We start from the raw sequence: 11,765 nt of genomic DNA on the forward strand, positions 1-11,765 counted from the left end.
CTCAATGCCGGGTTTAAGCCCGGCATTATTTTTATCCCGGCAAAAAACACTCTTCAACACACTGAATAAAAATGTGCATCGCCGGGCTAACCGCTTTTCCGGCATGGTGAGCGCACATTGCCGTAATCGTCTGCGACTGTTCGCCAAAAGGCAATTCGATTAATTCGCCACTCGCAAGTTCATTTGCCACTGTAAAGCGCGGCAGGTAACTGACCCCGATATTTGCCGCGACACAACGCTTGATGCTTTCGATACTTATAAGCTCAATGGTGTTTTCCACCGTGATCCGTCGCTGGCGCAGCGTGCTCTCAAATATCTGGCGGAAGACACATTGCGGTTCATTGATAATAAAACTACAGGCGTTATGTCTTCCCGGCTCAGTAAAATCGACATCTGCAATTTGCGGTGAAGCCACCAGCACCAGCGATTGTTCACCCAACTCTTGCCGGTTCAGAGCATTATCATTCCCTACGCGATAAAAAACCCCGACATCGGCCTCATCATTCAGTAGCGCATCACGGATCACGTAACAGTTCAGCGACTGCAACGATAAACGCACTTTTGGAGCGCGTTGCCGAAAACGCTGCAACACCTGCGGCATTCGGTAAGAGAGCAACGTTTCGCCTGAAACAACGCGTAGTTCCCCGTCCGGATCCGACTCTTTTTTCGCAGCCTCACGAAGCGTATCCATCACTCTGGTGAGTTCATAGATGTGCGGCAGCAACTTTTTGCCTTCGCGAGTGAGGCACATCCGTCGGCCAATTTTCTCAAACAATTGTACCGAGAACTCCTGCTCAAGCTGCTGAATATGAAAAGTCACCGTCGATTGTGTACAGCACAATTTTTGCGAAGCTCGCAAAAAGGAACCCTCTTCCACCACGGTTTTAAGTGTAATAAAACGGCGCAGATCCATAACCCCAAACCTATCGAAAATATCGAATTTAGAATGTAAAAACATTCATTTTTTTAAATGTTCCGTGTCGGGTACTGTCTACCAAAACAGAGGAGATAACAAGTGACACCGACCCTTTTAAGTGCTTTTTGGACTTACACCCTGATTACCGCCATGACGCCAGGACCGAACAATATTCTCGCCCTTAGCTCAGCTACAACGCACGGATTTCGTCAGAGTACTCGCGTGCTGGCAGGGATGAGTCTGGGATTTTTAATCGTCATGTTGCTATGCGCGGGAATTTCGTTTTCACTGGCTGTTATCGACCCGGCAGCAGTGCATCTGTTGAGTTGGGCGGGGGCGGCATATATTGTCTGGCTGGCGTGGAAAATCGCTACCAGTCCAACAAAGGAAGATGGGCTTCAGACAAAACCAATCAGTTTTTGGGCCAGCTTTGCTTTGCAGTTTGTGAACGTCAAAATCATTTTGTATGGCATTACAGCACTGTCGACGTTTGTCCTGCCGCAAACGCAGGCGCTAAGCTGGATAATTGGCGTCAGCGTTTTGCTGGCGATGATTGGGACGTTTGGCAATGTGTGCTGGGCGCTGGCGGGGCACCTGTTTCAGCGATTGTTTCGCCAGTATGGTCGCCAGTTAAATATCGTGCTCGCGCTGCTGCTGGTCTATTGCGCGGTACGCATTTTCTATTAATGAAAAAAGCGGAAGAGGTCGCCCTCTTCCGCTTAGTAACTTGCTACTTAAGCCTTACAGGCTTTCAGTAAAGGTACGAGCGATAACGTCGCGCTGCTGTTCCGGAGTCAGAGAGTTAAAGCGAACTGCATAACCGGATACACGGATGGTCAGCTGCGGATATTTTTCCGGATGCTTAACTGCATCTTCCAGAGTTTCACGACGCAGAACGTTTACGTTCAGGTGTTGACCACCTTCAACGCGAACTTCTGGTTTCACTTCTACTGGAACTTCACGGTACTCAATGTCACCCAGTTTGCTTACTGCAACCACTTCGTCTTCTGCAAAACCTGCTTTCGCAACGATGCAACGCGCTTCGCCTTTTTCGCTGTCCAGCAGCCAGAAAGAGTTCAGCAGATCGTCATTAGCGGCTTTAGTAATCTGGATACCTGTAATCATGTGATGCCTCCCCGGCAAAATTATTTGATTTGTTCAGCCTGTCGCGGCCAATTGGTAAAACCATTGTTGCTTGAGTGTATATATACTCCTCAAACACCCTTGAATCTTTGATTTAAATCAACAAAAACCACACATCAAGTATGGTTGCAAATGGATTTTATTGTTTTACATCAACTTATGCAGGTGTGAAATTTTACCAATTTACATTTTTTTGCACTCGTTTAAGTCTAAAAAATGAGCATGATTTTGTTCTGTAGAAAGAAGCAGTTAAGCTAGGCGGATTGAAGATTCGCAGGAGAGCGAGATGGCTAACGAATTAACCTGGCATGATGTGCTGGCTGAAGAGAAGCAGCAACCCTATTTTCTTAATACCCTTCAGACCGTCGCCAGCGAGCGGCAGTCCGGCGTCACTATCTATCCGCCACAAAAGGATGTCTTTAACGCGTTCCGCTTTACAGAGTTGGGTGACGTTAAAGTGGTGATTCTCGGCCAGGATCCTTATCACGGACCGGGACAGGCGCATGGTCTGGCATTTTCCGTTCGCCCCGGCATTGCGACACCGCCGTCACTGCTGAATATGTATAAAGAGCTGGAAAATACTATTCCCGGTTTCACCCGCCCTAATCATGGTTATCTTGAAAGCTGGGCGCGTCAGGGCGTTCTGCTACTCAATACTGTGTTGACGGTACGCGCAGGTCAGGCGCATTCCCACGCCAGCCTCGGCTGGGAAACCTTCACCGATAAAGTGATCAGCCTGATTAACCAGCATCGCGAAGGCGTGGTGTTTTTGTTGTGGGGATCGCATGCGCAAAAGAAAGGGGCGATTATAGATAAGCAACGCCATCATGTACTGAAAGCACCGCATCCGTCGCCGCTTTCGGCGCATCGTGGATTCTTTGGCTGCAACCATTTTGTGCTGGCAAATCAGTGGCTGGAACAACGTGGCGAGACGCCGATTGACTGGATGCCAGTATTACCGGCAGAGAGTGAGTAAATTTGCGGGAAAATGCCGGATGGCAGAGTTGCCACCCGGCTGATTTATCAGGCTTTATTCTGACGCCACCATTCGCCAAGAAGAACGCCGGTTGCGACAGAGATATTCAGCCCGGCAACGTTGCCAGTACCATCAATCTTCACGCGCAGATCGTTCGGATCGCGTGCGGCATCCGGTAACCCTTCATATTCCTGACCCAGCACCAGTACCATTTTCGCTGGCAGACTGGTTTTGAACAGCGGTTTACCCTGCTCGCTGGAAGTTGTCACTACGGTGTAACCCGCCTGACGGAAATCATCCAGCACGTTAACAATGTTGTCGCCAGTAATCGGCTGAACGTGCTCTGCGCCGCCTTCTGCGGTACGGATAGCCGCCCCAGACTCCAGCAGTGCTGCATCCTGCACCACAACACCTTTCACGCCGAAGTGCGCACAGCTACGCATCATGCCGCCCAGGTTATGCGGGTTAGATTCGTTTTCCAGGGCCAGTACACAATCCTGCGCGCCAGCCTGGCTTACCCACTGCTGCACGGTTGTACCGTTACGCTTTTTGATCAGGAAGCAAACGCCGCCGTGATGTTCCGTGCCTGACGCTTTTGTCAGTTCCGCTTCATCCACCACATGGTACGCTTTGCGGTTTGCCGCCATCCAGCGCAAGGCTTCTTTAAAACGTGGCGTTACGCTCTGGATAAACCAGGCGCGAACAATCGCTTCCGGACGGCTCTGGAACAGTGCCTGACAGGCGTTTTCTCCGTAGACGCGGGTTTCTTCCGCACGCTGACGACGCAAAACTTCCGGATCAATAAAACTTTTACCACTGATGCCACCGTGATCGGCCTTTTCCGGCGTCTCATCACCCGGCGCGCGGGAAACCGTGCGCCACGGCGAATCTTCCCACTTGCGGTCACGGGGCTGACTCTGTTTGTCATCGCGGGCGGGGCGACGGCCACCGTCAGCACGAGATTTTCCTGGACGCCCGCCCCCTTTCCCGGTACGCGGGTTGTGGGTACGTTTATCAGAATCATCATCACTGCGGACATACATCACTTTGACCTTGCCGCTTTTACCTTTCATTTCATCGTTCATGCTTTTCTCCACCAGCGCTGCGCGAAGCGCGCAGATTACCCGAAGTCCGCGCGGTTCGCCATGATTTCGTTCCAAAGCCTGTGTCTATCATACCCATTGAATAAAACAGATTGTTGTCTGGAACAATGTCCCCGATAATATGTAACATATTAGAAACATACCGGCGTCGTTGCCGATAAGTCTCCTTACTCATCCCGAGGTTAGTTATGAATACCGTTTGTACCCATTGTCAGGCCATCAATCGCATTCCCGACGATCGGATCGAAGATGCGGCAAAGTGCGGACGCTGCGGTCACGACTTGTTTGACGGAGAGGTGATTAATGCGACCGGTGAAACGCTCGACAAATTGCTGAAAGATGATCTACCTGTGGTGATCGACTTCTGGGCACCGTGGTGCGGCCCCTGCCGTAATTTCGCACCAATTTTTGAAGATGTCGCACAAGAGCGTAGCGGTAAAGTGCGCTTTGTGAAAGTGAATACCGAAGCTGAACGTGAATTGAGCAGTCGCTTTGGAATTCGTAGTATACCGACGATCATGATTTTCAAAAACGGTCAGGTTGTCGACATGCTTAATGGCGCAGTACCGAAAGCGCCGTTTGATAGCTGGCTGAACGAATCTCTTTAATCTTACCGGGGCGCATCTTGTGCCCCGTTTTCTCCTCTGCGACAATGGCGTTTTTTCGACGCTCTCTTATGACCGAAAACGCTGTTCTCCAGTTACGCGCCGAGCGTATTGCGCGCGCAACACGTCCTTTTCTTGCCCGCGGTAATCGCGTTCGTCGCTGCCAACGCTGTCTTTTGCCAGAGAAATTATGTCTCTGTTCGACAATTACCCCAGCACAAGCAAAAAGTCGCTTCTGTTTGCTGATGTTCGACACCGAGCCAATGAAGCCCAGTAATACCGGGCGTCTGATTGCTGATATTTTGCCTGATACCGTTGCGTTTCAATGGTCGCGTACCGAACCCTCGCTAGATTTGCTGGATCTGGTACAAAACCCGGACTATCAGCCAATGGTGGTCTTTCCCGCCTCGTATGCTGATGAGCAACGGGAAGTGATCTTCACACCACCTGCCGGTAAGCCTCCGCTATTTATCATGCTCGATGGTACCTGGCCGGAAGCTCGCAAGATGTTTCGTAAAAGTCCGTATCTGGATAATCTTCCCGTCATTTCCGTCGATCTTTCCCGGCTTTCTGCCTATCGCCTGCGTGAAGCCCAGGCTGAAGGCCAATATTGTACTGCCGAGGTAGCCATCGCACTGTTAGATATGGTCGGCGATACCGGGGCGGCGGCAGGGTTAGGCGAGCATTTTACCCGCTTTAAAACACGCTATCTGGCAGGAAAAACGCAACATCTGGGTAGCATCACAGCAGAACAGTTAGAAAGCGTTTAAAATCATTCGGTCACTTCTGCGGGAGACCGGTATGAGTCAGCGAGGACTGGAAGCACTACTGCGACCAAAATCGATTGCGGTAATTGGCGCATCGATGAAACCCAATCGTGCAGGTTACCTGATGATGCGTAACCTGCTGGCGGGAGGCTTTAACGGACCGGTACTCCCGGTGACGCCTGCCTGGAAAGCAGTGTTGGGTGTGTTGGCCTGGCCGGATATTGCCAGCTTGCCCTTTACACCCGACCTTGCGGTTTTATGTACCAATGCCAGCCGTAATCTTGCTCTTCTGGAAGAGCTCGGCGAGAAAGGCTGTAAAACCTGCATTATTCTTTCCGCCCCGGCATCGCAACACGAAGATCTCCGCGCCTGCTCCCTGCGCCATAACATGCGCCTGCTAGGACCAAACAGTCTGGGTTTACTGGCTCCCTGGCAAGGTCTGAATGCCAGCTTTTCACCTGTGCCGATTAAACGCGGCAAGCTGGCGTTTATTTCGCAATCGGCTGCTGTCTCCAACACCATCCTCGACTGGGCGCAACAGCGTGAGATGGGCTTTTCCTACTTTATTGCGCTCGGCGACAGCCTGGATATCGACGTTGATGAATTGCTCGACTATCTGGCACGCGACAGTAAAACCAGCGCCATCCTGCTCTATCTCGAACAGTTAAGCGACGCGCGACGCTTTGTTTCGGCGGCCCGTAGTGCCTCGCGCAATAAACCGATTCTGGTGATTAAAAGCGGACGTAGCCCGGCGGCTCAACGTCTGTTGAACACCACGGCAGGAATGGATCCGGCGTGGGATGCAGCTATTCAGCGTGCCGGTTTGTTGCGGGTACAGGACACCCACGAACTGTTTTCGGCGGTGGAAACCCTTAGCCATATGCGCCCGCTGCGTGGCGACCGATTGATGATTATCAGCAACGGTGCTGCGCCTGCCGCGCTGGCGCTGGATGCCTTATGGTCACGTAATGGCAAGCTGGCAACGCTAAGCGAAGAAACCTGCCAGAAACTGCGCGATGCACTGCCAGGGCATGTGGCAATCTCTAACCCGCTCGATCTGCGCGATGACGCCAGCAGCGAGCATTATGTCAAAACGCTGGACATTCTGCTCCACAGCCAGGATTTTGACGCGCTGATGGTTATTCATTCGCCCAGCGCCGCTGCTCCCGCAACAGAAAGCGCGCAAGTATTAATTGAAGCGGTAAAGCATCATCCCCGCAGCAAGTATGTTTCTCTGCTGACGAACTGGTGTGGCGAACATTCCTCGCAAGAGGCACGACGATTATTCAGCGAAGCCGGGCTGCCGACCTACCGTACCCCGGAAGGAACCATCACTGCTTTTATGCATATGGTGGAGTACCGGCGTAATCAGAAGCAACTACGCGAAACGCCGGCGTTGCCCAGCAATCTGACCTCCAATACCGCAGAAGCGCATCTTCTGTTGCAACAGGCGATTGCCGAAGGAGCAACGTCACTCGATACCCATGAAGTTCAGCCCATCCTGCAAGCATATGGCATGAACACGCTCCCCACCTGGATTGCCGGCGATAGCACCGAAGCGGTGCATATTGCCGAACAGATTGGTTATCCGGTGGCGCTGAAATTGCGTTCGCCGGATATTCCACATAAATCGGAAGTTCAGGGCGTCATGCTGTACCTGCGTACAGCCAATGAAGTCCAGCAAGCGGCAAACGCTATTTTCGATCGCGTAAAAATGGCCTGGCCGCAGGCGCGGGTCCACGGCCTGTTGGTGCAAAGTATGGCTAACCGTGCTGGCGCTCAGGAGTTGCGGGTTGTGGTTGAGTACGATCCGGTTTTCGGGCCGTTGATCATGCTGGGCGAAGGCGGTGTGGAGTGGCGTCCTGAAGATCAAGCCGTCGTCGCGTTACCTCCGCTGAACATGAACCTGGCCCGCTATCTGGTTATTCAGGGGATCAAAAGTAAAAAGATTCGTGCGCGCAGTGCGCTACGCCCCTTGGATGTTGCAGGCTTGAGCCAGCTTCTGGTACAGGTTTCCAACTTGATTGTCGATTGTCCGGAAATTCAACGGCTGGATATTCATCCTTTGCTGGCTTCTGGCAGTGAATTTACCGCGCTGGATGTCACGCTGGATATCGCGCCGTTTGAAGGCGATAACGAGAGTCGGCTGGCAGTGCGCCCTTATCCGCATCAGCTGGAAGAGTGGGTAGAATTGAAAAACGGTGAACGCTGCTTATTCCGCCCGATTTTGCCAGAAGATGAGCCACAACTTCAGCAATTCATTTCGCGAGTCACCAAAGAAGATCTTTATTACCGCTACTTTAGCGAGATCAACGAATTTACCCATGAAGATTTAGCCAACATGACGCAGATCGACTACGATCGGGAAATGGCATTTGTAGCGGTACGACGAATTGATCAAACGGAAGAGATCCTCGGCGTCACACGTGCGATCTCCGACCCTGATAACATCGATGCCGAATTTGCCGTGCTGGTTCGCTCGGATCTCAAAGGGTTAGGCTTAGGTCGACGCTTAATGGAAAAGTTGATTACCTATACGCGAGATCACGGACTGCAACGTCTGAATGGTATTACGATGCCAAACAATCGTGGCATGGTGGCGCTGGCCCGCAAGCTCGGGTTTAACGTTGATATCCAGCTCGAAGAGGGGATCGTTGGGCTTACGCTAAATCTTGCCCAGCGCGAGGAATCATGAGTAAGGTACTGGAAATGTTGACCACTTAATCGGGACTGGTGTTATTATTGCCCGCTTATGTCGTCTGCATTGCACAGAGGACCCTTCAATGAACAGAGAAGAAATGCACTGTGATGTTGTCAAAATTTAAGCGTAATAAACATCAACAACACCTTGCCCAACTACCCAAGATTTCTCAATCAGTTGATGATGTCGATTTCTTTTACGCTCCCGCCGACTTCCGGGAGACGCTGCTGGAAAAAATAGCCAGCGCGAAGCAGCGCATTTGCATTGTCGCCCTGTATCTCGAACAGGATGACGGTGGCAAAGGCATTCTGAACGCGTTGTATGAGGCTAAAAGGCAGCGTCCGGAACTGGATGTACGGGTGCTGGTCGACTGGCATCGTGCACAACGTGGACGCATTGGCGCTGCGGCATCTAACACTAACGCTGACTGGTACTGCCGCATGGCGCAGGAAAATCCGGGCGTAGATGTTCCGGTTTATGGCGTTCCAATCAATACCCGTGAAGCCCTTGGTGTTCTGCACTTTAAAGGCTTTATCATCGACGATAGCGTACTTTATAGCGGTGCCAGCCTGAACGATGTTTACCTGCATCAGCACGATAAATATCGCTACGACCGTTATCATCTGATCCGTAACCGTAAGATGTCAGACATTATGTTTGAATGGGTTACACAGAATATTATGAATGGCCGCGGCGTTAATCGTCTGGATGATGTTAATCGGCCAAAAAGCCCGGAAATCAAGAACGACATTCGCCTGTTCCGCCAGGAGCTGCGTGATGCCGCTTATCATTTCCAGGGCGATGCCGACAACGATCAGCTTTCCGTAACGCCGCTAGTGGGGCTGGGGAAATCGAGTCTGTTGAACAAGACTATTTTCCATCTTATGCCTTGTGCCGAGCAGAAACTAACCATCTGCACACCTTACTTCAACCTACCAGCAATCCTTGTGCGCAATATCATCCAGTTGCTGCGCGAAGGGAAAAAGGTCGAAATTATTGTTGGTGATAAAACCGCGAATGACTTCTACATTCCGGAAGATGAACCTTTCAAGATAATTGGCGCATTGCCTTATCTCTATGAGATCAATCTGCGTCGTTTCCTGAGCCGTTTACAGTATTACGTCAACACTGACCAGTTAGTGGTTCGGTTATGGAAAGATGACGACAACACCTATCACCTGAAAGGGATGTGGGTTGATGATAAGTGGATGTTGATCACCGGTAATAACCTGAATCCACGCGCCTGGCGTCTGGATCTGGAAAACGCCATTTTGATCCACGATCCGCAACTGGAGCTTGCGCCACAGCGAGAGAAAGAACTGGAGCTGATCCGCGAGCATACCACCATCGTTAAGCACTATCGCGATCTGCAAAGTATTGCCGATTATCCGGTGAAGGTTCGTAAACTCATCCGTCGTTTGCGCCGTATCCGCATCGACCGATTAATTAGCCGCATCCTGTAATCACAACCCCGTCCTGTACGGGGTTTGTTTTTTGGAGGCCACGTTTTGCGTATTCTTTTTGTCTGCTCGCTATTGTTACTTTCTGGATGCAGCCATATGGCTAACGATAGCTGGAGCGGGCAGGATAAAGCTCAACACTTTATCGCCTCGGCGATGCTTTCCGCCGCCGGAAATGAATATGCACAGCATCAGGGGATGAGCCGGGATCGCAGTGCCATGTTTGGATTGATGTTCTCTGTCAGTCTGGGGGCGTCAAAAGAGCTTTGGGATAGCAGCCCCGAAGGGAGCGGCTGGAGCTGGAAGGATTTGGCCTGGGATGTCGCCGGTGCAAGCACCGGCTATACCGTCTGGCAACTGACTCGTCACTAAAGCCGCATCCCTTTTCCTTTACGGTGCAATGTTAGTGAAACCAGAAACGCCACCACGGCCATCAAGGTCACATACCAGAAGAAGGCTGTTTCCATTCCTATTGATTTCAGCGACAACGCTACGTACTCCGCCGACCCACCAAATATAGCATTGGCGACCGCATATGACAGACCAACGCCTAATGCGCGAACCTGTGCCGGGAACATCTCAGCCTTCAGTATTCCACTGATTGAAGTATAAAAACTCACTATCAGCAGGGCGCACATCACCAGACCAAAAGCGGCATAAGGCGAGGAAACGTTCTGCAATGCTGAGAGAATAGGAACGGTAAAAATGGCTGCCAGCGAACCGAAACATAACATTGAGGTACGGCGACCAATCTTATCCGACAGCGCGCCAATGAGTGGTTGAATAAGCATGAATACAAACAATGCGGCAGTCATAATGCCACTCGCCACGTTGGCATGCATTCCCGCAGTATTTACCAGATACTTCTGCATATAAGTGGTGAAGGTATAGAAACAAAGGGAGCCCGCAGCGGTAAAACCGAGAACCATGATGAATGCACGGCGATTGCGCCATAATCCTTTCAGAGATCCAGCTTCTTTTAAAGCGCGCGTTTCTTGTTGTGAAGTTTCATCTAACTGACGACGTAACCACAACGCCACAACAGCTAACACAGCTCCTAACGCGAAAGGAATACGCCATCCCCACTCTCTGAGTGCAGCGTCTTCCATGGTGTGTTGTAAAACCACGACAACCAGTAGAGCTAGCAGTTGCCCGCCGATCAACGTCACATACTGAAATGATGCGTAAAAACCTTTGCGCCCTTCAACGGCAACTTCACTCATATAGGTGGCGCTGGTGCCATATTCTCCGCCAACGGATAATCCCTGGAATAAACGAGCAAGAAGCAATAATGCCGGAGCCCAGGTACCGATTGTTTCGTAGCCTGGCAAACAGGCGATAACCAGTGAGCCGAAACACATCATACACACCGATAATAGCATCGATTTTTTGCGACCATGTTTATCGGCTATGCGGCCAAATAGCCAACCGCCTATTGGGCGCATCAGAAATCCCGCAGCAAAAACACCTGCTGTTTGTAGTAGTTGAGTCGTCGTGTTCCCGGAAGGGAAGAAGATGTGGGCAAAGTAGAGTGAACAGAACGAGTAGACATAGAAATCGAACCACTCGACCAGATTACCTGAAGAGGCCCCCACAATCGCCCAAATGCGGCGACGAGTATCACTACTTGTCAGTTTGCTGTCTGCCGTTACAGTACTTTCAGCCATGCCATTATGTCTCCTGCCGTAATCCGATGCTTTTGTCAGTCGCTGTTGTTTATTTTTTTTGGTAAAAAAATGTTATACATTTGTTGCGTATCATTATGCAACCTTAACCATGAATTTAGTTAGCAGGAAAATGGTTATTGAGGAGCTTAAGGATAAATTTCTGGTAAGGAGGACACGTATGGAAGTAGGCAAGTTGGGGAAACCGTATCCGTTGCTGAATCTGGCATATGTGGGAGTATAAGACGCGCAGCATCGCATCAGGCATTTTTTTCTGCACCAATGCAAAAAGGCCATCCTGACGGATGGCCTTCTGCTTAATTTGATGCCTGGCAGTTCCCTACTCTCGCATGGGGAGACCCCACACTACCATCGGCGCTACGGCGTTTCACTTCTGAGTTCGGCATGGGGTCAGGTGGGACCACCGCGC

Annotated in this window: 11 protein-coding genes and 1 rRNA gene; 7 read left to right on the forward strand and 5 right to left on the reverse strand. The window is 51.0% G+C overall.

The features are described 5' to 3' along the window. Positions 1-31: 31 nt before the first annotated feature. Positions 32-913 carry a LysR family transcriptional regulator gene (locus ACJHYW_RS10040; RefSeq protein ID WP_001361605.1) on the reverse strand — a complete coding sequence of 294 codons (882 nt, stop codon included), beginning with the start codon at positions 911-913 and terminating at the stop codon, positions 32-34. A gap of 102 nt (positions 914-1,015) precedes the next feature. On the opposite strand from ACJHYW_RS10040, the gene eamB reads away from it, so the two are divergent. After that, complete coding sequence (gene eamB / locus ACJHYW_RS10045) at positions 1,016-1,603, forward strand: cysteine/O-acetylserine transporter (protein ID WP_000189223.1); 588 nt, start codon at positions 1,016-1,018, stop codon at positions 1,601-1,603. 54 nt (positions 1,604-1,657) lie between these two features. Here eamB and grcA read toward each other — a convergent pair whose 3' ends face one another. Then, positions 1,658-2,041, reverse strand: a complete 384-nt coding sequence (gene grcA, locus ACJHYW_RS10050) for an autonomous glycyl radical cofactor GrcA (protein WP_000627804.1) — start codon at positions 2,039-2,041, stop codon at positions 1,658-1,660. A 304-nt stretch (positions 2,042-2,345) separates the two neighbouring features. On the opposite strand from grcA, the gene ung reads away from it, so the two are divergent. Then, positions 2,346-3,035, forward strand: coding sequence for a uracil-DNA glycosylase (gene ung / locus ACJHYW_RS10055; RefSeq protein ID WP_001262723.1), 690 nt, complete (start codon positions 2,346-2,348; stop codon positions 3,033-3,035). 47 nt (positions 3,036-3,082) lie between these two features. Here the strand turns inward: ung and ACJHYW_RS10060 are convergent, their stop codons facing one another. Continuing rightward, positions 3,083-4,120, reverse strand: coding sequence for a tRNA/rRNA methyltransferase (locus ACJHYW_RS10060; protein WP_000997403.1), 1,038 nt, complete (start codon positions 4,118-4,120; stop codon positions 3,083-3,085). Positions 4,121-4,326: 206 nt separating this feature from the next. Between ACJHYW_RS10060 and trxC the strand changes: the two genes are divergently transcribed. The 5 genes from trxC to ACJHYW_RS10085 all read left to right on the forward strand — a co-directional run bounded on the left by trxC (position 4,327) and on the right by ACJHYW_RS10085 (position 10,043). Next, positions 4,327-4,746, forward strand: coding sequence for a thioredoxin TrxC (trxC, locus tag ACJHYW_RS10065; RefSeq protein ID WP_001098726.1), 420 nt, complete (start codon positions 4,327-4,329; stop codon positions 4,744-4,746). A gap of 68 nt (positions 4,747-4,814) precedes the next feature. Then, positions 4,815-5,513: a tRNA-uridine aminocarboxypropyltransferase gene (gene tapT / locus ACJHYW_RS10070; RefSeq protein WP_001361606.1), complete on the forward strand. Its 699-nt coding sequence runs from the start codon at positions 4,815-4,817 to the stop codon at positions 5,511-5,513. Positions 5,514-5,544: 31 nt separating this feature from the next. Then, positions 5,545-8,205, forward strand: coding sequence for a peptidyl-lysine N-acetyltransferase PatZ (gene patZ / locus ACJHYW_RS10075; protein ID WP_000083010.1), 2,661 nt, complete (start codon positions 5,545-5,547; stop codon positions 8,203-8,205). A gap of 113 nt (positions 8,206-8,318) precedes the next feature. Further along, complete coding sequence (pssA, locus tag ACJHYW_RS10080) at positions 8,319-9,674, forward strand: CDP-diacylglycerol--serine O-phosphatidyltransferase (protein ID WP_000949265.1); 1,356 nt, start codon at positions 8,319-8,321, stop codon at positions 9,672-9,674. Between the two features lie 45 nt (positions 9,675-9,719). After that, positions 9,720-10,043, forward strand: a complete 324-nt coding sequence (locus tag ACJHYW_RS10085) for a YfiM family lipoprotein (protein WP_071987235.1) — start codon at positions 9,720-9,722, stop codon at positions 10,041-10,043. Here ACJHYW_RS10085 and kgtP read toward each other — a convergent pair. After that, entirely contained in the window at positions 10,040-11,338 is a 1,299-nt protein-coding gene (gene kgtP, locus ACJHYW_RS10090) for an alpha-ketoglutarate permease (RefSeq protein WP_000841104.1), read from the reverse strand. The genes ACJHYW_RS10085 and kgtP overlap by 4 nt on opposite strands. A 324-nt stretch (positions 11,339-11,662) precedes the next feature. Further along, positions 11,663-11,765 (reverse strand): 5S ribosomal RNA (rrf, locus tag ACJHYW_RS10095); the annotation flags it as partial.

Origin of the sequence: Escherichia sp. WS3063 (assembly GCF_046486595.1) — a bacterium.
GTDB classification, from domain to species: Bacteria; Pseudomonadota; Gammaproteobacteria; order Enterobacterales; family Enterobacteriaceae; genus Escherichia; species Escherichia coli.

Excerpts from the sequence above, each read along its gene's own strand:
- grcA (WP_000627804.1), bottom strand. The coding sequence starts at position 2,041 with ATGATTACAGGTATCCAGATTACTAAAGCCGCTAATGACGATCTGCTG.
- ung (WP_001262723.1), top strand. The coding sequence starts at position 2,346 with ATGGCTAACGAATTAACCTGGCATGATGTGCTGGCTGAAGAGAAGCAG.
- pssA (WP_000949265.1), top strand. The coding sequence starts at position 8,319 with ATGTTGTCAAAATTTAAGCGTAATAAACATCAACAACACCTTGCCCAA.
- ACJHYW_RS10040 (WP_001361605.1), bottom strand. The coding sequence starts at position 913 with ATGGATCTGCGCCGTTTTATTACACTTAAAACCGTGGTGGAAGAGGGT.
- tapT (WP_001361606.1), top strand. The coding sequence starts at position 4,815 with ATGACCGAAAACGCTGTTCTCCAGTTACGCGCCGAGCGTATTGCGCGC.
- patZ (WP_000083010.1), top strand. The coding sequence starts at position 5,545 with ATGAGTCAGCGAGGACTGGAAGCACTACTGCGACCAAAATCGATTGCG.
- kgtP (WP_000841104.1), bottom strand. The coding sequence starts at position 11,338 with ATGGCTGAAAGTACTGTAACGGCAGACAGCAAACTGACAAGTAGTGAT.
- ACJHYW_RS10060 (WP_000997403.1), bottom strand. The coding sequence starts at position 4,120 with ATGAACGATGAAATGAAAGGTAAAAGCGGCAAGGTCAAAGTGATGTAT.
- trxC (WP_001098726.1), top strand. The coding sequence starts at position 4,327 with ATGAATACCGTTTGTACCCATTGTCAGGCCATCAATCGCATTCCCGAC.